Annotated in this window: 17 protein-coding genes and 1 pseudogene; 11 read left to right on the top strand and 7 right to left on the bottom strand. The window is 62.2% G+C overall.

Annotated elements, in window-relative coordinates:
* Window positions 1-57 precede the first annotated feature (57 nt).
* On the top strand, window positions 58-480 hold the full coding sequence (gene ndk, locus FQ320_RS00315) for a nucleoside-diphosphate kinase (RefSeq protein ID WP_148468908.1): 423 nt from the start codon (window positions 58-60) through the stop codon (window positions 478-480).
* A gap of 50 nt (window positions 481-530) precedes the next feature.
* On the opposite strand, the gene FQ320_RS00310 is transcribed toward ndk, so the two are convergent.
* From FQ320_RS00310 to FQ320_RS25455, 3 genes are all read right to left on the bottom strand, one after another.
* The gene (locus FQ320_RS00310; RefSeq protein ID WP_187393726.1) at window positions 531-1820 is read right to left on the bottom strand and encodes a methyltransferase domain-containing protein; all 1290 of its coding nucleotides are present in this window, start codon (window positions 1818-1820) and stop codon (window positions 531-533) included.
* Window positions 1821-1905: 85 nt separating this feature from the next.
* Window positions 1906-2238 (bottom strand): TfoX/Sxy family DNA transformation protein, encoded by a 333-nt coding sequence (locus FQ320_RS00305; protein ID WP_148468899.1) that lies wholly within the window; start codon window positions 2236-2238, stop codon window positions 1906-1908.
* A 37-nt stretch (window positions 2239-2275) separates the two neighbouring features.
* Complete coding sequence (locus FQ320_RS25455) at window positions 2276-2413, bottom strand: hypothetical protein (RefSeq protein ID WP_187393725.1); 138 nt, start codon at window positions 2411-2413, stop codon at window positions 2276-2278.
* Window positions 2414-2571: 158 nt separating this feature from the next.
* Between FQ320_RS25455 and FQ320_RS26805 the strand changes: the two genes are divergently transcribed.
* On the top strand, window positions 2572-3729 hold the full coding sequence (locus FQ320_RS26805) for a cupin domain-containing protein (RefSeq protein ID WP_148468897.1): 1158 nt from the start codon (window positions 2572-2574) through the stop codon (window positions 3727-3729).
* Window positions 3730-3937: 208 nt separating this feature from the next.
* Here the strand turns inward: FQ320_RS26805 and FQ320_RS26250 are convergent.
* A pseudogene (locus tag FQ320_RS26250) lies at window positions 3938-4135 on the bottom strand (radical SAM protein); the annotation flags it as partial.
* A 167-nt stretch (window positions 4136-4302) separates the two neighbouring features.
* Between FQ320_RS26250 and zwf the strand changes: the two are divergent.
* From zwf to pgi, 3 genes are read left to right on the top strand one after another with little or no spacing between them, the layout of a single operon-like run.
* Window positions 4303-5766: a glucose-6-phosphate dehydrogenase gene (gene zwf, locus FQ320_RS00290; RefSeq protein ID WP_148468895.1), complete on the top strand. Its 1464-nt coding sequence runs from the start codon at window positions 4303-4305 to the stop codon at window positions 5764-5766.
* Complete coding sequence (gene pgl / locus FQ320_RS00285; protein ID WP_148468892.1) at window positions 5763-6440, top strand: 6-phosphogluconolactonase; 678 nt, start codon at window positions 5763-5765, stop codon at window positions 6438-6440. Before zwf ends, pgl begins: the two co-directional genes overlap by 4 nt.
* 16 nt (window positions 6441-6456) lie before the next feature.
* On the top strand, window positions 6457-8061 hold the full coding sequence (gene pgi / locus FQ320_RS00280; RefSeq protein WP_148468890.1) for a glucose-6-phosphate isomerase: 1605 nt from the start codon (window positions 6457-6459) through the stop codon (window positions 8059-8061).
* Window positions 8062-8145: 84 nt separating this feature from the next.
* Here the strand turns inward: pgi and FQ320_RS00275 are convergent, their stop codons facing one another.
* Window positions 8146-10602 carry a penicillin acylase family protein gene (locus FQ320_RS00275; protein WP_148468888.1) on the bottom strand — a complete coding sequence of 819 codons (2457 nt, stop codon included), beginning with the start codon at window positions 10600-10602 and terminating at the stop codon, window positions 8146-8148.
* A gap of 70 nt (window positions 10603-10672) precedes the next feature.
* Between FQ320_RS00275 and FQ320_RS00270 the strand changes: the two genes are divergently transcribed.
* Complete coding sequence (locus FQ320_RS00270) at window positions 10673-11545, top strand: NAD(P)-dependent oxidoreductase (protein ID WP_148468886.1); 873 nt, start codon at window positions 10673-10675, stop codon at window positions 11543-11545.
* 13 nt (window positions 11546-11558) lie between these two features.
* On the opposite strand, the gene FQ320_RS00265 is transcribed toward FQ320_RS00270, so the two are convergent.
* Window positions 11559-12191, bottom strand: a complete 633-nt coding sequence (locus tag FQ320_RS00265; protein ID WP_148468884.1) for a hypothetical protein — start codon at window positions 12189-12191, stop codon at window positions 11559-11561.
* Window positions 12192-12318: 127 nt separating this feature from the next.
* Window positions 12319-13182 carry a GGDEF domain-containing protein gene (locus FQ320_RS00260; RefSeq protein WP_187393723.1) on the bottom strand — a complete coding sequence of 288 codons (864 nt, stop codon included), beginning with the start codon at window positions 13180-13182 and terminating at the stop codon, window positions 12319-12321.
* 409 nt (window positions 13183-13591) lie between these two features.
* Here FQ320_RS00260 and FQ320_RS00255 point away from each other — a divergent pair, with 409 nt between their 5' ends.
* The 5 genes from FQ320_RS00255 to FQ320_RS00235 all read left to right on the top strand — a co-directional run bounded on the left by FQ320_RS00255 (window position 13592) and on the right by FQ320_RS00235 (window position 21795).
* On the top strand, window positions 13592-14290 hold the full coding sequence (locus FQ320_RS00255) for a hypothetical protein (RefSeq protein ID WP_148468881.1): 699 nt from the start codon (window positions 13592-13594) through the stop codon (window positions 14288-14290).
* 137 nt (window positions 14291-14427) lie between these two features.
* Entirely contained in the window at window positions 14428-16764 is a 2337-nt protein-coding gene (gene bcsA, locus FQ320_RS00250; protein WP_148468879.1) for a UDP-forming cellulose synthase catalytic subunit, read from the top strand.
* Window positions 16761-19166 carry a cellulose biosynthesis cyclic di-GMP-binding regulatory protein BcsB gene (locus FQ320_RS00245; protein ID WP_148468877.1) on the top strand — a complete coding sequence of 802 codons (2406 nt, stop codon included), beginning with the start codon at window positions 16761-16763 and terminating at the stop codon, window positions 19164-19166. The genes bcsA and FQ320_RS00245 overlap by 4 nt, the downstream gene beginning before the upstream one ends.
* Window positions 19163-20290, top strand: coding sequence for a glycosyl hydrolase family 8 (locus tag FQ320_RS00240; protein ID WP_148468875.1), 1128 nt, complete (start codon window positions 19163-19165; stop codon window positions 20288-20290). Before FQ320_RS00245 ends, FQ320_RS00240 begins: the two co-directional genes overlap by 4 nt.
* Complete coding sequence (locus tag FQ320_RS00235; protein WP_148468873.1) at window positions 20287-21795, top strand: hypothetical protein; 1509 nt, start codon at window positions 20287-20289, stop codon at window positions 21793-21795. Before FQ320_RS00240 ends, FQ320_RS00235 begins: the two co-directional genes overlap by 4 nt.
* The last annotated feature ends 14 nt before the right edge of the window (window positions 21796-21809 follow it).

The raw sequence follows: 21809 nt of genomic DNA, 5'->3' as shown, positions 1-21809 counted from the left end.
GCGCCTGATTTTCAGGGGCGGCACGGGGTCGCCCTGCGGCACACAAAGGCACATTACATGGCGACCGAGCGCACACTCTCCATCATCAAGCCCGACGCGACCAAACGCAACCTGACAGGCAAGATCAACGCCAAGTTCGAGGATGCGGGTCTGCGCATCGTCGCGCAAAAGCGGATTCACCTGACAAAAGATCAGGCTGGCAAATTCTATGAAGTGCACGCCGCCCGCCCGTTCTATGACGAATTGTGCGAATTCATGGCCTCTGGCCCGGTTGTCGCACAGGTTCTGGAAGGCGAAGGCGCCATCGGCAAGAACCGCGAAATCATGGGCGCAACCAACCCGGCAGACGCAGCAGCAGGCACGATCCGCGCCGAATTCGCCGAAAGCGTTGGTGAAAACTCGGTGCACGGGTCCGACGCGCCAGAAGCGGCTGCTGAAGAAATCTCGTACTTCTTTTCGGGTCTTGAACTGGTCGGCTGACCTCGGTTCACACTCTGCAATCCGGAATCAGGCCCCCAACGGGGCCTTTTTCATGCGCCAAGCAGCGCGGGTTTCTGTGCCGCCATCGCCAGACCCATCACCGGTGACCCAAGTTCATCGCGCAACCGATCACGCAGAAGTGTCTTTGGGCGGGTGAAACCGGCGCCATCCAGCACCTGCTGCAAATAGGTTTCGCCGTGTCGGTATCGACCCGAGCCATAGATTTGATATCCGCCCCCGCGCTTGGGGTCTGTCGCTTCCTCGACCGTGAACAACAGCCATCCGCCGGGACGCAGGATCTTGCGAAAATTGCCGAACACCCCCTCAAGCGCCCCGAAATAAACCAGAACATCGCCGCAGACGATCATGTCGAACGGTCCTTCGGGAAAGGTATGCAGGGCGGAAATATCGGTGCGGGCAAGAGAATCATACTGCCCTTTGGCGCGGCATTTTTGCAGCATCCCCACCGACAGATCGACACCTTGCAGATCGCGCGCCCATTTGCGCAGAAACGGCGCGCAGAGGCCCGTGCCGCACCCGGCATCCAGAATCCGGCGCGTCGGCGTGCGCGGCAGGTTCAGCTGTTCCAGAAGCGACAGCATGACCGTCGGGCCTTTGTTGCCCAGCTTTTCAAGCTGTTCGTCATAGTTTTCGGCGAACTTGTCGAACAGCGTCACAGCCATGGCATGTTGGTCCAGTCCGGTGTCCTTGCCGCGCAGCCCCGCCAGAACATGATCGATCTGGCCGCGTTCGCTGGCAGATTTGCACTTGGTCCGGGTGCGCTCCATCAGGGTGATTGCCTGTTCCGTGGCCCCGCGATGGCCAAAGGTGACGGCGAAATATCGCGCCATGGCCAAGGGTTTATCATTACTCTCAATGGCAGGGCCCACCAGATCCAGCGCTTCGGGCGCGCGGTCGGTTTCGATCAGGAAGACGGCCAGCGCAATAACCGAAAGCGTAATGGTCGGGTCGATGTCATAGGCGCGGCGGTACAGGCGTTCGGCCTCGGGGCGGTCGTCGGTCGAATCAAGCACCTGTGCCATGAGCACCAGATTTCCGGGCGAATCCCATGCGGCGTCGATGCTTGAGCGGACCGCGGCGACGATCGAGTGCTGGACATGGCTTGCCAGTTCCTCTTGTCCGATTTCGCGCAGCAAAAGCGAAACCGTGATCGCATGGTCCAGCGGTGTGTCGTCTTCGGTCAACACCTCATGGCACAGGGTCAGGCACAGATCCCGGTCTTGATTTCGGAATGCATCCTCGGCCCGGGCCAGCGTCTGCGCAATACGTTCTCGGGTCTCGTTTGGCTTGGGATGATTCGCGGCGGTTGGATCGGACATTGGGGCGCCTTTCGCGACGGATTGCCGCGAGTTTCCACATTTATGCCCCAGTTGACCAGAGTTTTGACCGCTGTCGCGATCAAAGTCACGATCTCGCCCGCACGCCGATCCTGTCGAGTTCCGCTTCGATGGTGGCATTCGGGCCCGCAGCGGGAGCGCTCGATTTGATCCGGTCGAACCTTGCACGCAATGCGGCTTTTTCGGCGCCCTGACAATCGTTCCACGGGCGGCCCTGCAATCCCATCTCGATTACATAATAAGCGATGAAATGCGCCCGGTGTCCGCCGGCCAGCAGCCGGGCATAGGCAGCATCGGTTCCCAGATCGCGCAGTTGTTCGGCCGAAGTGATGCCAACAGCCTCAAACGACTGCTCCATCGCCGGGCCAAGATTGCGGATCGTGGAAATCTGAGTCGCCATATCCCAGACTAGACCGGGAAGCGGCGGCGCAAAAGGTTCAGATCGCGGCCCAGTCAGAAAACCGGAACACCGGCGCAGGGCGCGGCGCGGGTTTCGCCGATCCGCCCGGTTTGGGGCTGGGAACCGGAAACGGGCGTGCGGAAACGGGGGCGGGGTGGGGTGCGGATACGGGCATTTCTTGCTCCTGATCGATGGCGCGGTTTATGCGCCACTGAGACAACACTTGCACATCAAGAAGGCGGCATTGGGGCAGGGTGGTGCGCTGTTGCAACAGCTATCGCGTCCCTGGCAAAAATGGGGTAATCGACGGAATTCAACATCCGTCGGGACACCATGCCGCATCACGACCGCCCCATTGTTTTTCTGCACATGCCCAAGACCGGCGGGCAGACCGTGCACCACGCGATTGCCGAAGTTGTGGGCAACGATGCGACATCGCCGATTCTGGTGATGCAGCAGATGACCGCGGATACGCCATTTCCGCCCGGCTATCGGTTTTATTCCGGGCATCTTGATTGGCTCAAGCTGGGCGAGCTGAAAGACCCTTTTACGTTCAGCGTGCTGCGCGATCCGCGCGAAAGGCTGGGGTCACAGTATTTCTATCTGCGCGCCAAGGCCGAAGCGCTGCCACCCGAACAGCGCGCCATGCAGGACAACCGTTTGATGCGCCCGATCGACGATTTTTTCCTGCCGCCCGAACCCCGTGAACGCAAATGGATCGACGAGGTCTGGGGCAATCTGACAACAACGTATCTCGCCACCCGCAGCCTGAAGCGCCCGGTGGCGTTGCGCGGTCTTTCAACCTCCGAGGTGCTGAAGCGCGCCTTGACCAATGCCGGACGTCTGGACGCGATTTACCGCTCGGGCGATTTTGAACCGCTGGAGCAGGATATGCAGGCTCTGCTTGGGCAACGCCCGAATATAGCATCGAACCGGGCCAATAATGGACCGTTGGAGCAGGGAAAAAGCCGCTGGCAGGCGGTTCTTGATTTGCTGGACACCGACGCCGCCCGGCACGCGATGGACCGGTTGGTCGAACGCGATCTGGAACTGATGGAGCGGCTGAATTTTCGCACCTCGAGTGGAAATTCGGCCGAAGTTCAGCGGCAAACAACGGGCGCGCGGGCAACCGGGCGCGGCAAGAAAGATGAGATCAATGTTTTGGCCAGGGATATGAAAAAGAAGCCCACCGCCGCGGTGGCGACACAGTTGGTGGATGACGATCTGGTGCGGATCACCCGGTTTGATTTTGCGCCCGGCGCTGAGACCGGCTGGCATCGACACGGGATGGACTATGTGATCACCACCCTGACCGAATGCGTCATGATCCTTGAAGAACCCGGCGGTACATCGCGAACTGTCACCATCGCGCCCGGCATCGCCTATCGTCGCGCGGAGGGGGTGGAGCATAACGTGATCAATGGCGGAACGGCACCGATGAGTTTCATCGAGGTCGAGATAAAGCGCCCCGTGGATCGGACCAACCGATAAGCGATCCGTTCATTCACCGGACCATCTGAGCAATTTGCGGTGATCGCGCGGTTGATGTGGCTGGCGACCTTGGCGTCTGATCATCCGCGCTGCGCCGGGATTGAAAGGGCATAGTTATGGGGTTGGCAATGACACCGGATGTCGCGCGGCTGCGCCGACGCCCCACCCGCCGTCCCGCAGCATTCGCTCAAAGCATCAGGCAAATGCATCAGGCAGAACAGCTGGCCCCGCCCAGAACGCAGAATTTTGCGCAATGGTGATGGTTCAGCGCGACGGCCTGCCCGGGCTGTTCCAGAATCTCGCCCAGTTCGAATTCCGGGTCGTATGGCGGCAGGGTGCAGGCCGGCACTGACGGACGTTTCGCGCCGCTTCGCTTTACCACTATTCGCGACGAGGTGCACATCACCGGTCAACCGGTAAGAAGGCTGCCTAAACCCTGCGCGCCGTCTTTGACACAGTTGTGCACCCCGCGTGCCGTGCTAGACTCTGTCAAACGAAGCGGTTAGAGCGCCAGCGGAAACTGGTTAGCGCTAACAGACCGGCAGCGGTCGGGCAAAAGACACGAGGATAACAATGGTTTCACGGGTCATTCCAGTCGAGGCATTCGATCTGGTCATTTTCGGCGGCACCGGCGATCTGGCGCGTCGCAAGATCCTTCCGGGTCTGTTTCGGCGGTTCGTTGGCGGGCAGATGCCCGATACGGCCCGCGTGATCGGCGCTTCACGCAGCGATTACGACGATGCCGGATATCGTGATTTCGTGCGCAGCGCGATTGACGAATTCGCGCCAAGCGGTCGCACCGAAGACCGTGACGATGCGACACTTGATGCGTTTCTGGAGCGATTGCATTTTGTCACGATTGACGCCACCGGCGACGGCGGCTGGAAAGATCTTGCAAAACTCGTGCGCAAAGATGTGATCTCGGCCTATTATTTCTCGGTCGGTCCGTCGCTGTTCGGCGCTTTGGCAGAGCGGCTCCACAAATACGGTCTGGCCGACGACGATTCGCGGATCGTTGTTGAAAAGCCGTTTGGTCGCGATCTGGCCAGCGCAAAGGCTCTGAACGCGACCCTTGCGGAACATTTCTCGGAAAGTCAGGTTTACCGGATCGATCACTATCTGGGCAAGGAGACAGTACAGAACCTGATGGCGGTGCGGTTTGGCAACATGCTGTTCGAGCCGTTGTGGAACGCGCAATACGTCGATCACATCCAGATCACCGTGGCCGAAACGGTCGGTGTGGGTGGGCGCGGCGCGTATTACGACAAATCCGGTGCCATGCGGGATATGGTCCAGAACCACCTGATGCAGCTTCTGTGTCTGATTGCCATGGAACCGCCCAGCCGCTTTGATCCGGATTCGGTGCGTGACGAAAAGCTGAAGGTCATCCGCTCGCTTGATCCGGTTCTGCCGCACCATATCGTGCGCGGTCAGTATGCCGCCGCGGGCGACCAGCCAAGTTATCGCGACGATGCGGAAAACGAGCGCAGTCTGACCGAGAGCTTCATCGCAATGAAGATCAACGTCAGCAACTGGCGCTGGTCGGGCACGCCGTTCTATCTGCGCACGGGCAAGCGGCTGAAAAGCCGGGCGTCCGAAATTGCCGTGGTGTTCAAGGACGCGCCGCATCTGATTTTCGATCAAGAGGCCGGCACGCACCGCAATATCCTGACCATCCGTTTGCAGCCCAACGAAGGCATGACGCTTGGTGTCACGATCAAGGAGCCGGGGCCGGGGGGCATGCGTCTGATGGATGTGCCCTTGGACATGAGCTTTGCCGATGCCTTTGGGCCTGACGCCGAAGACGTGCCCGAGGCCTATGAACGCCTGATCATGGATGTGATCCGGGGCAACCAGACCCTGTTCATGCGCGGCGACGAGGTTGAGGCCGCCTGGGCCTGGACCGACCCGATCATCGAGGGTTGGGAAGAACGCGGCGAGGCGCCAAAACCCTATGAGCCGGGCACTGTGGGGCCTGAAGATGCGCAGATGCTTATGATGCGCGAAGGACGACGCTGGAGGGAGATCAAGGGATGAACCTGATCGAATATTCCGACCGTGAAATGTTGATGATGCGGCTTGCCGACGCCATGGCAAGCGAGCTTTCGACCAATCTGATCGCCAATGACACTGCAACGCTGGCGGTACCGGGTGGGAGCACTCCGGGACCGTTGTTCGACATGCTGTCGGACACGTCGCTGCATTGGAGCAGGGTCAATGTCCTGTTGACCGACGAACGCCGGGTTCCGGCCGATCACCTGCGCTCGAACGAACGATTGCTGCGCAATCATTTGCTGGTGGGCAAGGCTGCCGGGGCGAACTTTGTGCGGCTGGTGCCGGATGGGCCCGACGCGGGTGAACCGGGGGCGGATCTCGCAGAGCTGATCGCGCGGGTCACCCCGGTCCTGCCGATCTCGATCCTGCTGCTGGGCATGGGCGACGATATGCACACTGCATCGCTGTTTCCCGGATCGCCGCAGCTTGAGGAAGCACTGTCGACCGACGCGCCGCTGATGGCAGTGGATGCGCCCGAGGGGTTGGAACCCCGCATCACCCTGACCGCCAGCGCGATGCGCGAGGCGATGTCGACCCATATCCTGATCACCGGAGCAGGCAAGCGCGCAGCACTGGAAAAGGCCGTCAGCCTTGCGCCGTCCGAGGCGCCGATATCACTGGTGCTGGGCAATGCGACGGTACATTGGGCGGCATGAGATGGGGGATCGCTTGATGAATTGGACCGCGCTTTCCGGCGCCGCCGCAGCCGTTGCCGACCGCCCGATCCTGTCGCTGTTTGATGACGGGCGGGCGGGTGAATTTTCAGTCTCGGCTGGTGATCTTCTGTTCGATTACTCCAAGACAAACATCGACGGCGAAATCCGTGATCTGCTGGTGTCGCTCTGCGATCAGGCAGGGCTGGAGGCCAAGCGCGACGCGATGTTTTCGGGTGCGCCGATCAACGACACCGAAGGGCGCGCCGTCTTGCACACCGCGCTGCGCAACCTGTCGGCCACGCCGGTCATGGTGGACGGCGCCGATGTGATGCCGGGAGTTCTGGCGACACTGGACCGGATGGGCGATTTCGCCGAATCCGTGCGCAACGGCACGTTCACGGGGCAGGGCGGCGCGATCACCGATGTGGTCAACATCGGCATCGGCGGCTCGGATCTTGGCCCGGTGATGGCCACTCTGGCGCTTGCGCCTTACCACGACGGGCCGCGCGTGCATTATGTCTCCAACGTCGATGGCGCCCATATCGCCGACACTCTGCGCGGGCTGGATGCGGCGACTACGCTGGTGATTGTCGCCTCAAAGACCTTTACCACCATTGAAACCATGACCAACGCCGCCACTGCAAAAGCGTGGATGAGCGAAACGGTCACCAACACCGGCGCACAGTTCGCTGCCCTGTCCAGCGCGGCGGAAAAGACCGCCGCTTTCGGCATTGCGCCCGACCGGGTGTTCGGGTTCGAGGATTGGGTCGGCGGGCGATATTCGATCTGGGGGCCGATCGGCCTGCCCTTGATGATCGCTGTGGGGCGCGACGCCTTCCGCGCGTTTCTGGCTGGCGGCGAGGCGATGGATATCCATTTCCGCGCCGCGAAACCGTTGGAGAATATGCCGGTGATGCTGGCTCTGATCGGTATCTGGCACAATCAGGGCTGCGGCTATGCGACCCGCGCCGTGCTGCCCTATGAGCAGCGCCTGTTGCGACTTCCGGCGTATCTTCAGCAGCTTGAGATGGAGAGCAACGGCAAATCCGTAGCGATGGACGGCAGCGATGTGCCGGTGAACACCGGGCCTGTGGTCTGGGGCGAGCCGGGCACCAACGGGCAGCACGCATTTTATCAATTGATTCACCAGGGCACCCGCGTCGTGCCTTGTGAATTCATGATCGGCGCGAACGGGCACGAGGTCGACCTTGCGCATCAGCACACCCTGCTGATCGCCAATTGTCTGGCCCAGTCCGAGGCATTGTTGCGCGGTCGCACATTTGAACAGGCCCGCGCGCTGATGGCTGAAAAGGGTTTCACCGGGGACGAGCTTGACCGTCAGGCCCGCCACCGGGTCTTTCCGGGCAATCGTCCGTCGACCACGCTGGCCTATCCGCAACTGACCCCATTCGTTCTGGGCCAGATCATTGCGCTGTATGAACACCGGGTCTTTGTCGAAGGCGTGATGCTTGGGATCAATTCGTTCGACCAGTGGGGCGTCGAACTGGGCAAGGAACTGGCCGTCGCGCTGCAGCCCGTCGTCACGGGTGAAAAAGACGCGGCGGACAAGGACGGGTCAACGCGCGCTCTGGTCGATTATATCCGCCGCCGCGCCGACTGATCCTGCGGGCGCCGCAAGACGGCGCCCCAATCACCGTACCCCAGTCACAGCACCACAGTCACGGTACCCAATTACGGCGCCCAATCACGGCGTCAATGTCGTGATCCCCACCGCCGCCGCCCTGGCCAGGTCTGGGTCGAGCGACATGGGGATATATTCGCCCCGCCGCCACAACTCGCCCAGATCGTCATAGTGACGCGACAGCGGATGCCCCGATTGCCCGGTCGAGATGATGAATACCGAACTGTCCGGATCGGCAAAGTCATAGACGCCCCGGTATCCGGCCCCATGCACATTCTGGAACGGATCGCGGCCGGTGCCGCTGGTGCGGCCACGTCGCAGGGTATTGTCGCCGCCGCTGGTGGATTGACGGATATTCACGAACCACGACAGGATCGGTGTCGTTCCCAGAACCGGGTGATCCTGTGTCGCTTCATGGGCATCGCCCCAGCGCAGGGATTCAAGCGCTGTCCCGTACCGTTCAGCGATCCAGATCAGCGCTTCGTCCAGGGATTGGCGCGAGATGTCAAAGCAGGTTTCGACCGGCGCCGATTGCAACACGTCACACCACACCGCAGCACCTTCGGTATCGCGGTACACCCGCTCGATGAACACCGGGTCGATGTGATTGAATTCGGCGGACAGCGGCCCCAACTCATCGCGGATCAGCCGTTCCTGCAAGGCCCGCATCCATGCAGCATAGATCAGCGGCTCGGGCAGATGTTCGTTCATCTCGCCGTTCCAACCCGCCAGCAGCTCCAGCGCCCGCTGACGCAATCGTTCGGGAGTGCCTTCGGGGGCCGGATCGCCGGTGAACCACAGATCGGCCGCCACCAACGGCAACAGGGTGCGCGCCGTCGGGCTGACCGTGTCCAGTTGCGCTTCGATGAAACTTTCGCGCGTATGCACCTCGCGCGATTGCATCAACCGGCGCCAGCGTTCGATCCGTTGGGTGTCGCCCCATTCCCAACTGACATGCAGGGGAAACGGCCGATCGACGGTCTTGTTGTTGGTATTGCCCAGAATTCCCCCGGCAGGTGACAGAAATTCGGGATTGGCCGCATAGGGCAGCCGGCCTTGCCAGCGGTTTTCGGCCAGCCAGCCGGGTGTCGGCATCCGGCCAAGACTCTGGTGTCCCTCGTCGCGGCGGGGCATCGCTCCAATGGTTTTCATCGCGATATCCGTCGCATCGACCAGCGTGAGGTTCTGCGCCGGGGCGATGAAACCTTCGCCCGCCGCGATACCTTCGGCAATTGTCCCGGCCTGCATCAGCTCCATGGCTGCGGTCAGCGATGTGTCGGCCGGAGACAGCACTGTCCAGGCAAGCGACGCCACATGCCCGGGCGGCGTGACTGTGGCCAGATCATAGTGACTGCCGGGCAGGATCGGACCGTTTTCGGACCAGCGCAGGGTCAGGCTGCGTGGATCTTCGTCCTTGACCCGGAGGATCGAAGTACGGCTGCGCAGCTTTTTATAGCCCTCAGGGGTCAGCACCTCTTCGGGGTTGTCGGGGTTCAGTTTTTCGATGTGAACATCCTGATCGTCGACATAGGCAGATGTGATCGCCCATCCGAGCCGCGCCGAACGTCCGGCCAGGATGACCGGTATCCCCGGAATCGTCGCACCGATCACACCGCCTGACTGAAGCTCAAGGCGCGCCAGATACCAGATTGTCGGTGCGGTGAATCCCAGATGCGGGTCATTGGCCAAAAGCGTCCCGCCCGCGGCCGACCGTTCGGGGGCCGCGGCCCAGGCATTCGATGCACCGGCAAAGGCGCGTGACTTGAACGGCGACAGCGGATCGCGGGGCGTCGGATCGCCGGCGGCAAAGCGTGGCACCGAGGGAAACAGCGCGGCATATTCCGGCAGCGCGGCCACTCCGCTGCCGGGGGCATCGGGCAGAATGTCGCGGACCCGTTCATCAGGCAGCATCAGCGAGGTCCGGGCGCGCAGCACCTCGTTCTCCAGATGCGATGACAGTTGCAGCCCCATCAGTTTGATGATCGCCAGACTGTCAGCGGGCTGCCATGGGGCGAGTTCGGGCGAGAACAGGAAAAATTCCGGTGCGCCGCGCCCCCGCGCCCCGTCGTTCACCTGCTCCAGCCAGGAATTGACCCCGGCAGCATAGGCCCTGAGGGCGATCTTTGTCTCGCCTGACTGCGCCTCGAACGACTGCACAGCAAGATTGTAGATGTCGAGCCGCCGCAGCAGATCGTCGGTCCGCACAGTGCGCGCGCCGAAAATCTCGGACAGACGCCCCTGTGCGGTGCGCCGCAGCATCGTCATTTGCCACAGCCGGTCCTGCGCATGGGCAAATCCCAACCCGAAATAAACGTCGGCGTCCGTGCTTCCAAAAATATGCGGCACGCTGGCGTTGTCATGCACGATTTCCACCGGGCCCGACAGTTCAGGCGCGGTATAGCGGGCGGAATAGTCGGGCAGGGAGCGCGCGGTGAACTGATAAACGACAAAGAGCGCAATCAGTGTCAAGGCGGTCAGCCCGGTGAAGATACGCAAAAGCCAGCGAAAGGCGAGTGACATGAAACCTCGGTTGACCAATGGGAGCGATGGGTTAGTTAGGACTAGGCGATTTAATCGGGGGAGAAAAGGCGTGACGAAACTGGCGTTTCTGGGACTGGGCGTGATGGGGGCTCCGATGGCGGGGCATCTGGCAAAGGCCGGGCATGATGTAACGGTCTATAACCGCACGGGCGAAAAGGCCGGTGTCTGGGTCGAAGCCCACAATGGCACGGCGGCGACAACCCCCCGCGCGGCGGCCAAGGGGGCCGAATTTGTTCTGTCCTGCGTTGGCAACGATGACGATCTTCGTGCCATCTGCCTTGGCGAAGACGGGGCCTTTGCCGGAATGGAGGCGGGCAGTGTTTTTGTCGATCACACCACCGTCTCCGCGGCAGTGACACGCGAACTGGCCGCTGCCGCCGCCGAGGGCGGGATCGCCTTTATTGATGCGCCGATCTCTGGCGGTCAGGCGGGGGCCGAAAACGGCGTGCTGTCGGTGATGTGCGGCGGCGACGCTGATGCCTATGCCCGGGCCGAACCGGTGATTGCGGCCTATGCGCGGATCTGTCGGCGGATCGGTGATACCGGTGCCGGGCAGATGACCAAGATGTGCAACCAGATCGCCATTGCAGGGCTGGTGCAGGGTCTGTCCGAGGCGCTGCATTTTGCCGAAAAGGCCGGGCTGGACGGACGCGCGGTGGTCGAGGTGATTTCTCAGGGCGCTGCCGGATCGTGGCAGATGGCCAACCGCCATGAAACCATGCTTGAGGATCAGTTCGAGCACGGGTTTGCGGTCGACTGGATGCGCAAGGATCTGGGCATCTGCCTTGATGCGGCGGATGAAAACGGCGCCAGCCTGCCGGTCACTGCGCTGGTCGATCAATTCTATAAAGACGTTCAAAAGATGGGCGGCGGGCGCTGGGACACGTCAGCGCTGTTCCGCCGGTTGCAATCAATCGGCTGAACCGGCGGCGCGATCAGGTTTCGGCCCTCTTGGGCCGGAACTTTGGTGAGCGGCGACGCAGATGAAGACGCTCGAAGTTGTCCGGGGCCACCGAACGCCCGCCCAGATATCCCTGCACGGTCTCGCACCCCTGCTGCGCCGCGCCGCTGCGGTCCAAAAGCTGGTATGCCGCCATCGTGTCGAGCGTTGCCGGTTCCCGAGCTTCCATGTCAATGTCGCGCCGTTCCAGCAGCAGCAACACATTGCCAATCGGGGCAAGTTGGGCGGGATCGTAAAGCGCTGAATCTTCGACCCCGTAAAGAATACGCAAAACGCCGCACAATCGGTCACCGCCGGACATGGTCGGGATCAAACATTCGCCGGGTTCTGTGTCGACAAAAACCGGTCTTCCCCCGGCCAGACGTTGCAGGCAATCGGGCGACCAGTCGCAGACTGCTTCGGGGATTTCCGTGTCCGGGTTTTCCGGTGTCCAACTGCGGGTCAGGATCAAGTCTTGGGAGTCGCTGCCCAGGAACAGTTGCACCTGCATAGCATCCAGAGCGTTTCCGATCAGCGCTAGAGCCCTCCGGGAGGCCGGATCGGTGGCAGAGGGCGCGCCGGGTGTCGGGCGGTCGGTTTCAACGGCAAGTCGCGTCAGAGCCGACATCAGACCGATTTAGTCAGCGGGAGCCGCCAAAGCGCCGGGTCTGTGCTGTTGTGGAGTGTCTTTGCTCAACACCGGTCTTTCGATCCTGATCCGCCCGGTCAATCCGACCGGCACCGGACGGGTGCCGTCAGGCCGCGACTTGCACCTTCTCACAAGGCGCAGCGTCAAGAAAGACGGTTCTGCCACGGCCGGCGGTCTTGGCGGCATAAAGACGGTCGTCAGCCAGTTTGAACATCTCGCTGAAATCCGCACCGGTTTCGCGCACCTGCGCCAGCCCGGCCGAGAATGAGACCGGAATTCTGTCCTGCACGCGGGTAAAGGTGCCCAATTGCAGGTCAGCGCGGAAATTGTCGAGCAGGGCAGCAACCGTTGCCATCTGGGCCTTCGGGAACAGCACCACAAACTCTTCACCGCCGACGCGGTACACCGGCAGGCTGTCGTTCAGCCGTGCACGCAACAGGCGGCTGAAATCCTTGAGAGCGCGGTCGCCAGCGGCATGGCCAAAGGTGTCGTTGATTTTCTTGAAATGGTCGATATCCAGCAGCGCCATCACAGTGTCGGACCCAGACTCTGCCATTACAGCGGCAAAGTCGGTTTCCAGCCCGCGACGGTTGTGCACTCCGGTCAGCGGATCAGTCGTCAGCAACTGTTCCAGTTCGGCGCAGCGGTTGCGCAGGACCTCATGCTGGTCTTCGCTGGCGGCCAGTGCGGCCTCAAGCGCCCGGTTGGCCTCACGCGCGGTGGCGGTCGCATCGGCGTTCTGATTGGCACAGACCAACCAGGTCAGCCCGACAAGACCGACGGAGATGACGAAAGGCAGCGGGTCGATGCCAATGGTTGTGGTTTCCATAAGCCGGGCAGCGATGTTGCCCAGAACCGGTACGGCGGTGACACAACCCAGAACGGTGAACAGTCGCGACGGCTGCTGGCATGGCTCGGGCGCTTCGTTCCAAAGCGGGTACTGCTGCGATGTAAGCGATGTCATGACCATGGTTTTTACCGTCTGCCGTTGACCTCGGTGGAGTTCCGCCGAAGGGGCCGATGTGCTGCCCTTGAAACCCATTAACCAACCAATCGTGGCGGGAATGCGGAGAGCCGCTGTCGGGGTTAAGGCATCTTCCGGACCGTTCCGGGGCAGGGCATGGCAGGCTGGATTCCAATGGAAATTGTATTGCAAAACCGGAATCACCAGTGTGACCATAATCCCCAACCGTCGGATAAATTATGACATAGCGAACGGTTTCATAAAAATTGGCCTAGAATACAGGTTAACTTTAAGTAAGGATTACAACGTGGCGCGTTGGTGAGCCGGGATCAACCCGGTCAGGCGTGCCGCCGGCAGCAGCGTCGATCAATCATGACCGTCCTTACCCAGCTTTCTTCCAAGAAGGGGAGAACCAATGACTCGCGGCACCATGCGCCCATCCGGGCACGCAGGTTTATACTCGGTCGCGGTATCCTGCCTGCGCCGAACCGGACTTGTTGCGGGGCTGGCGCTTGCCGCCTGCACGACCGCGCCGGGGCTGGGCAACTTCGGCGCCGATGTAACGCGCAGCACGGCGCAATATGCGATGGGGCAGGTCGACAGGCTGTGGACATCGGCCCCCGGCGCATTGACGTTGGTTCAACGCGCCGATGCGGGTGAAGGTATCCAGTTGATCGGGCTGGAGAATGCAACATCCCTGAGCGGTGACAACCTCCTTTGGCTGCGCGCTTACAAGGGGCGCAACAGTGGCCGTTTCGACCTTGAAGGGTTGATCGGTCGCGTCGGCGGTGTGCCCGCACCGTTCCAAAGTCTGGACAATCGCAATCTGCGAAACGGCACCGACACGCTGGGTCCATATTTCTGGCAGGAGTGGCGTAGCGGTGGGCAGACCAACTGTGTCATTGCGTTCCGGCGGTTGGAAAGTGCGGCGCGCGCATTGCCACGCGGGACCAACACCCTTGAGGTGTTCCTGCGCAATTGCGTTGTCGGCTCGATGGATATGGCATTGGCGCCGATCCGTGACACCAACATCCGTGCCGGCACAACCGGCCACACCTCGGCCGCCACGGTGGGCGGGCGCATCCTGTCGCCGCTGGCCGCACCCCGGAATTGACCGAATGTATTATGTCTTTTCATATCTCTTTCGGGCGCGATTGATGCCGTCCGGCGCCGGGTTTCCGGCCACCTCGATTGTATCCGCCGTTACTGGTTATGGCGCCGCGCGTCACACATTTTTTTGACAGGTTTCCCATGACAGCTTCGCGTTCGAACGGCAGAACAAACAACCGTCCGGTTTTTGCGCTTTGGGTGCTGACCGCCATTCCGATCGCGATACTGGTCAGTGTGCCGACCTCGACCGGAGGGCAGGCGTTTCTTGGGATCGTCGCGGTGGTGATCGTTGCACTGCTGAAACCGATGGCGCGAAAGATGGTGCCGCGTTTCGTCCTGCTGGCCACGGCGGCAGTCATTGTCATGCGGTATTGGTTGTGGCGGCTGCTTGAAACCATTCCCGATCCTTCAATCTCGATCGCGTTTCTGGTGGCGGTCCTGTTGTTCGTGGTCGAAACCTATTCGATTCTGGTGTTCCTGCTGAACGCCTTTATCACCGCCGACCCGACCGAACGTCCGTTTCCAAAACAGGTTCCCGTGGATCAACTGCCCACGGTCGACATTCTTGTTCCGTCCTATAACGAACCGATCGAAATGCTGAGCATCACGCTCGCCGCCGCGCGCAACATGATCTATCCGGCGGACAAGCGCACCGTGGTTTTGTGTGATGACGGCGGCACCGATCAGCGGTGCAACTCCTCCGACCCCGAACTGGCCGAACGGTCGCGGGCGCGGCGGGCTGAATTGCAGGCGCTGTGCGCCGAGCTGGGCGTGAAATATTCCACTCGGGAAAAGAACGAGAAAGCCAAGGCCGGCAACATGTCTGCCGCGCTTGAGGATCTGACCGGCGATCTGGTGGTGGTCTTTGATGCCGATCACGTTCCGTCGCGCGATTTTCTGGCCCGCACCGTGGGCTATTTCAACGACGATCCGAAACTGTTTCTGGTGCAGACGCCGCACTTTTTCATCAACCCCGATCCGATCCAGCGCAATCTTGACCTGAGCCCGCGTTGCCCGCCGGAAAACGAGATGTTCTATTCCTTCATCCACCGGGGTCTTGACCGTTGGGGCGGCGCGTTCTTTTGCGGGTCTGCCGCCGTGTTGCGCCGTGCGGCGCTGGACAGCGTCGGTGGCTTCGCGGGTGAAACCATCACGGAAGACGCCGAAACCGCGCTGGAAATCCATTCGCAGGGCTGGAAAAGCCTGTATCTGGACCGCGCGATGATCGCCGGGCTGCAGCCTGAAACATTCGCGTCCTTCATTGAACAGCGGGGCCGGTGGGCTGCGGGCATGATGCAGATGCTGATGCTGAAGAACCCATTGTTCCGCAAGGGTCTGCGTCTTCCACAACGGCTTTGCTATATAAACTCGATGAGTTTCTGGCTGTTTCCGCTGGTTCGCATGACATATCTTCTGGTGCCGCTGGTTTACCTGTTCTTCGGGATCGAGATTTTCGTGGCCACCTTCCCCGAGGTCATGGCCTATATGCTGTCCTATCTGACCGTGGCGTTTCTGGTGCAGAATGCGCTTTACGCACGCACCCGCTGGCCGCTGATTTCCGAGATCTACGAGGTGGCGCAGGCGCCCTATCTGGCCCGCGCCGTGTTGCGCACGGTGATCCGTCCGCGCAGTGCAAAGTTTAACGTTACTGCAAAAGACGAGACTCTGGAGGAGGATTACATCTCTCCGATCCACTGGCCGCTGACCATCATGTGGCTGGCAATGCTGGCAGGGGTGATCGCGCTTGCGATCCGCTGGGTCGCCTTTCCGGGTGACCATTCGGTGTTGAGCGTTGTGGGAGGCTGGGCTGTCTTCAACTTCCTTCTGGTGTCGATCGCCTATCGCGCGGTTTCCGAGAAACAGCAGCGTCGGGCCAGCCCCCGGGTCATGACTGCGGTACCGGCGACCGTCTGGCTGGGCGAGGGGCCGCAGAACGAACTGCCGGTTACAATCGTCAACGCCTCGACCAGCGGTGTGGGTATCCTTGTTGAAAATGTTCCGGGGGCAGGTGAGGCTGTATCAAACCTGATGGGGCGCAACGTCTATTTCTGCCCCAGCTTTCCGGACTCGCCGCATCTGGAATCTGCGGTTCTGGCCCGGGTGACAACATCGCAGACCTCGCCCGAAGGTCAGGTTCTGGGGCTGGTGATTGTGGCCGAACAGGATCTGTCGGCCCGCGAAACCGTCGCCACCCTGATTTTTGGCGAAAGTGAAAACTGGCGCCGTATCCGGGGCGAAAGCCAGGGGAGCAAAGGGATGATCGCGGGGTTCGGCTATGCCTTCTGGCTGTTCCTGACTGGATTTCCGAAACTGCTGAACGATCTGGCGCGCGAACCCGCCCGCCGCGCCGGTCTGGCAAGCCGCCCGGTGCGCGAAGAGAAACCCGCGCATCTGCTGGCCTTTGGTGTCGATCTGGAGGCGGAAGTGCGCGCTGCGGCCCATGCCGCCCGAACCGCGCCCGTGGAGGTTCAGGGATGACTGACGTGCACAATATGAAGGTTGCAAAGTCCGGAACGTCCGCAAAGGGCAGGGCGTTGTCCGCGACCCTGTGCCGGGTCTGTGTCGCAGGGGGTCTGATGTGGGGCGGACTGCCGCTGTATGGCCAGACGGCGGAGCAGGTCTCACAATCCGCTGACGAGGTGCAATTGATTGATCTCGGGGCGGTTCTGGATGCGCCCGAAACTCTGCAGGCACCAAACGACCGGCCAGAACGCCTGGCTGCACGTCCTGCGGTGGAAATGCCCGATGGTCCGTTGACGGTTCCGGAATATGCCCGTTCGGGCCAGACTGCAGCCAATGATGGCGCCGGTGGCGACACTGGCGCGATCCGGATTCCCGACCACATCCTGTTGCCGATGCGCGCGGTCATTCCAACCATCGACGGCATTCAGCGGTTATCAGGCGAAGTGCAGGGCGAGCGGTTCTTTGTCGATCTGCCTGCCGGTTCGACCTTGGAGTCTGGCGACGGATTGCACGATCTTGTGCTGTCCTATCGCATCGCGATCAACGTGCTGCCCGAGCAATCGGAACTGCGGGTCCGGGTAAACGGCGTTGAAATGCCGCCGATCCAACCGCATGCCTTTGAAGGGTTCGAATCCGTTGTCCTGAGCGACGCGCCGCTGGTCGAGGGGCGCAATGAAATCACGATCACCGTGCACCATTCGCACCGCATCTTCTGCGGCCCCGATGCAACATTCGCCGTCTGGACCGAAATCGACACGGCCACCAGCGGCGTTCGGTTGGCGCGCAATGCGATGCCCGGTGATCAGGCCGGGTTGGCGATGGCGTTGCGCGCTCAACTGGGTGTGCAGGGCATTGTTCCGGTGCGGGTCGTCGATCCCGCCGATGCCGGGCTTCTGGGGGCGCTGACACGGCGTCTGTCTGGGGTGCGCGACGGGGTGCCGGTCGTGCTGACGCCGGAACCGGCCTATGGTGTGGTCGATGGCCCGGCGCAAGGGGCGCGGGTGACCCTGCTGCCCAGTGGCATGTTCGGCGGCTTGCCAACAGCCGAGGTGCGCCACGGCGCTGACGGTGCAATGGTTCTGGCCCTGTCGGCGGGGCTTGACGGGCAACTGCCCGATCTTGACCCGCTGCTGCCACGGATCGCGGCGCCGAAGGATATCGCAACTCTGCTTCCGGGAACCGCGGTGCGATTGGACGATCTGGGGTTTACCGATCGCGCCACTTTCAACCGGTACTCGCAACAGACCCTTGCGTTCCGGATGCCGCGCGACTGGCTGTTGCTGGCCTCGCAAAAGGCAGCTCTGAACCTTGTTTACGGGTTTTCTGCCGGATTGCCCAAAGGCGCGCTGATGCTGGTCAAGGTGAACGACACGACTGTGCGTCTGCTGCCGCTTGACAGCAAGGGCGGCACGATTCAGCCACCGTTGGAAATCGGATTTCCCGCCCGGTTGCTGCATCCGGGTGCCAATGCATTGCGGTTTGAGACGATCGTGCCTGGAGACCCGCCCGATCTGCCATGTCCGCCGGTCACCGCTCCGCTGATGCAGATCGAGCCCGAGTCGACACTGCTGGTGCCCGCATCGCCGCGGATGCGGATCGACGGAGTGGATGCGGCGCTTGTCGATGTCCGGCCCGATCAAATTCGCCCGGTGCCCCGTGACGGAGACGATCCGGTGGCCGAGGCTCTGGTGGTGGCGCTGGCCTCGACCCTGCGACCGATTGACGGCACCGAGCGGCACGAAGCTGCAAGCCTGACCGTGACCGATTCCGCCGGGTTGGACCGGCTGGGGATCGAAAGTCTGGGCGAAGCCGGTATTCCCGGATTGACCCGGCGCGATCTGGACCGGTTGTTTGCCGCCAGCGGACCGGGTGTTGGACCGACGCCCGCGACTGACGATGCAAATCCCACTCCGGCTGAACCCGGCCCCGAAGCGACCGAAGCACCGGGGCTGACAGAACGGGTGCGTACAATTGCGGCCGGAATGACCGGGCGCGTGACGCAGCTGGCCAAACCCGGCGACGGACCCGTTGACCGCTGGCTGGACGGACGCACGGCCAAGGCGGTGCTGATGATGCCCGACGCGGATATGCCGGAATCGCTGTCGCTGATCGTTGCCAAGGGCACGGATCCGCAACAGATTGCTGTGCTGCTGTCACAGGCAAGGATATCGCCGAACGGGCCGCGCGGGCGACTTTCGGTCCTGTCGCCTGACGGGCAGTGGAACAGCTGGAACGACACCACCCACCCGCCGGTTCTGGAAGAGCCGCTGACGGTTTCCAATTTCCGGGCGGTCGCGGGCAACTATGCCTCCTGGTCGCCGGTCCTGTTCGGAGCGGTCTTGTTCGTGCTGACCCTGCTGTCGGTCGCAATGGCCCTGATATTTGTCGTCACGACCAGAGGAAGGCGCAAAAGATGAACCGACGCACGATGTTGCACCGGATGGCCGCCACGGCGGGCGGGCTGGTTCTGACGCAAGCAATGACCGGCGCACCTGTCCGTGCCCAGATGTCGGCGGTCGATCTGGCCGGTCCGCAAAACCCCCTTGCCGCTCCTTGGGCGGCGTGGAAGGCGGCGTTTCTGGCCGAGGATGGGCGGGTTATCGACACGCTGCAACAGGGCGCCAGCCACTCTGAAAGTCAGGGCTATGGGCTGTATCTGGCGGCGCTGTTCGGCGACGACGCAGCGTTTGATGCGATTTTTGGCTGGACCGAGGCAAATCTGGCAATCCGGCCCGATGCGCTTTTGGCCTGGCGATGGCTGCCCGAAGGTACGGGCGAAGTGCCCGATCTGAACAACGCCAGCGACGGCGATCTGTTCTATGCTTGGGGGTTGGTGCTCCGCGGTCAGCGCGATGGCAACGCGGCGATGCAGGGACGTGCAGGCGCCATTGCCCGCGATCTGGTTGCCGCCTGCGTGCGCCCGGCCCCCGACGGCTCGGGCCGGCTTGTCCTCACTCCGGCGGCTTGGGGGTTCGACGATGACGACGGGCTGCTGATCAATCCGTCCTATTACATGCCGCTGGCGATGCGCGACGTGGCGCGGGCCACCGGTACGACTGATTTGGCGATCTGTGCGGCGGATGGTGTGGCGATGATGGCGGATCTGGCGCAGGGAAGTTTGATTCCCGATTGGGTGCGGATTGGGCCGGAGGGATTTTCCGCGCCCACCGACCGCCCTGACCACAACGGATACGAGGCGATGCGCGTGCCGTTGTTCCTGTGCTGGTCCGGCAATCGCGACCATCCTGCCGTCGCACAGCAAGCCCGCGCCTATCAGCGTGCGGCGCCGGAAATGCCCGGATCAACAGCCGGGCAAGACCATGTCACTGTATTTGACCGCGCCACAGGCCAGGCGGTCGAAACCAGCCCTCATGTCGGGTATGGCGCGCTGGCCGCGCTGTTGGACTGTGCCACGACACCCGACCGGGGCGCTCCGATCCCGTTTTATCGAACGGTCGACCAGCCATACTATCCCGCAACTCTTCACCTGATGGTCCTGATCACCCAGATCACCATCGCCCCTGAATGTGTGCCGATATGATCCATATGAAAAATGCCCGCCTTGTGCCCTTTGCCCGAAGCCGTCCCGGTCGTTTTGCCGGGGTTGCGGCGGCCGCGCTGTCCCTGATGCTGACCGCCGCTCCGCTGGCCGCCCAGACCGCGCCGGGCACCGAAGATCTGCGCGCCCTGCGGTTTTACGTCCAGAAGAACGAAACCGCAGCGGTCCAGGCTGAGATCAACCGGTTGAAGGCGGCGTTTCCCGGCTGGGTTCCGCCCACCGACCTCGGCGATCTGAGCCAGCAGGCACAGAGCGGTCCGACAACTGAAATCGCCGACATCTATGCCCGTCTGGGGCGCGGCGATATCGAAGGCATGCGCCGGGTTGTGCAAAAGACCCAAGCGCGGTTTCCCGGCTGGCAGGTGCCGCCGGATCTTGCCCGCGCCATCGAATTGGCCGAGGCGCAGGTGGCCTTTGACCGCGCGGTGAACGCCCGCGACACGGGGCAGGCGGTGCGGCTTGGCAGCCAGACGCCTTCGCTGTTTCGGTGTGACCGGATCAACAACGCCTGGAATCTGGCCGAGCTTCAGTCCGCATCGGGCAATCCGGCGCGTGCGCTGGCTGCGTATCGCCAGATTGTGGCAACCTGCACCACGGTGCCTGATCTGGTCGCCACGATCGAAAAGGCCGAAGCGGTGACCAGCGATGCCGAACTGTCCGGGCTGGTCGGCGTGGCGCGGCAACGATTTACGGCCCATGGCGCGACGTTCACAGCGCTTGAGCGGCGGCTTTTGGCCGGGCGGGGGCGGGGCACGGCACCTGCGACGGCATCCGTGCCCGTCGTGACACCAACGCGCCCCGAGACCCGCAAGGCTGAACCCACCGCGACCACAGCGCAACCGGCGGCACTGGTCGCCACAGCGCAACCAACGCCCGTGGCCGCACCTGCACCACCGGTCAGCGCCGTGACATCGCCCGTTCGTTTGCCGCGTTCGGGCGACAGCCGGGTGGCGCAGACCCGCTCTGCGGCAGGGGCGGGCAACTTTGCCGATTGCCTTGCCCGGTCGGCGAATCCGCAGTCGCTCGACATTGCCTATGAACGGTCGTGGTGCGCATACAATCTTGAGCGGCCGCTGGAATCGCTGGCCTATTTCGCGGCTGCGGCGCAGGGCGGGCTGGGCGGAACGCTAACTCGCGATGCGCGGTTCGGCATGGCGTTGTCGATGCTGAAGTTGTCAATGACCGATGACGCGGCCCGGATCGCCGCCGAGACCGACCTGACGCTGGAACAACGCCGGGATGTCGAGGTGATCATTCTGGATCAGCGCGGCGTGCGCGCCTATGAGGCAAAGGATTATCGCAGCGCCGTTGATTATTTCGATGCGCTGGAAGGATTGCAGGGCGGACTGCGGCGCGATCTGGCGATCCTGCGCGGCTATGCTCACCTGAATCTGGGCGACCGTGAGATGGCCCGGGCAGAATTTCAGGCGCTGCACGACGTCCTTGCGACAGCAGAAACCCGTTCTGCCCTGAACGCGGCGCGCTAATTGCGGGCGCTCTG

It is taken from the genome of Oceaniovalibus sp. ACAM 378 (genome assembly GCF_008085915.1).
GTDB lineage: Bacteria > Pseudomonadota > Alphaproteobacteria > Rhodobacterales > Rhodobacteraceae > Oceaniglobus.
The sequence above is the reverse complement of the archived record's forward strand: the minus strand, read 5'-3'. Positions and strand labels throughout refer to the sequence as shown.

Coding starts and splice junctions, on each gene's coding strand:
- pgl (WP_148468892.1), top strand. CDS start 5,763: ATGAACCTGATCGAATATTCCGACCGTGAAATGTTGATGATGCGGCTT.
- FQ320_RS25455 (WP_187393725.1), bottom strand. CDS start 2,413: ATGCCCGTATCCGCACCCCACCCCGCCCCCGTTTCCGCACGCCCGTTT.
- FQ320_RS00275 (WP_148468888.1), bottom strand. CDS start 10,602: ATGTCACTCGCCTTTCGCTGGCTTTTGCGTATCTTCACCGGGCTGACC.
- FQ320_RS00305 (WP_148468899.1), bottom strand. CDS start 2,238: ATGGCGACTCAGATTTCCACGATCCGCAATCTTGGCCCGGCGATGGAG.
- FQ320_RS26805 (WP_148468897.1), top strand. CDS start 2,572: ATGCCGCATCACGACCGCCCCATTGTTTTTCTGCACATGCCCAAGACC.
- bcsA (WP_148468879.1), top strand. CDS start 14,428: ATGACAGCTTCGCGTTCGAACGGCAGAACAAACAACCGTCCGGTTTTT.
- FQ320_RS00260 (WP_187393723.1), bottom strand. CDS start 13,182: ATGGTCATGACATCGCTTACATCGCAGCAGTACCCGCTTTGGAACGAA.
- FQ320_RS00240 (WP_148468875.1), top strand. CDS start 19,163: ATGAACCGACGCACGATGTTGCACCGGATGGCCGCCACGGCGGGCGGG.
- pgi (WP_148468890.1), top strand. CDS start 6,457: ATGAATTGGACCGCGCTTTCCGGCGCCGCCGCAGCCGTTGCCGACCGC.
- ndk (WP_148468908.1), top strand. CDS start 58: ATGGCGACCGAGCGCACACTCTCCATCATCAAGCCCGACGCGACCAAA.
- FQ320_RS00235 (WP_148468873.1), top strand. CDS start 20,287: ATGATCCATATGAAAAATGCCCGCCTTGTGCCCTTTGCCCGAAGCCGT.
- zwf (WP_148468895.1), top strand. CDS start 4,303: ATGGTTTCACGGGTCATTCCAGTCGAGGCATTCGATCTGGTCATTTTC.
- FQ320_RS00310 (WP_187393726.1), bottom strand. CDS start 1,820: ATGTCCGATCCAACCGCCGCGAATCATCCCAAGCCAAACGAGACCCGA.
- FQ320_RS00245 (WP_148468877.1), top strand. CDS start 16,761: ATGACTGACGTGCACAATATGAAGGTTGCAAAGTCCGGAACGTCCGCA.
- FQ320_RS00255 (WP_148468881.1), top strand. CDS start 13,592: ATGACTCGCGGCACCATGCGCCCATCCGGGCACGCAGGTTTATACTCG.
- FQ320_RS00265 (WP_148468884.1), bottom strand. CDS start 12,191: ATGTCGGCTCTGACGCGACTTGCCGTTGAAACCGACCGCCCGACACCC.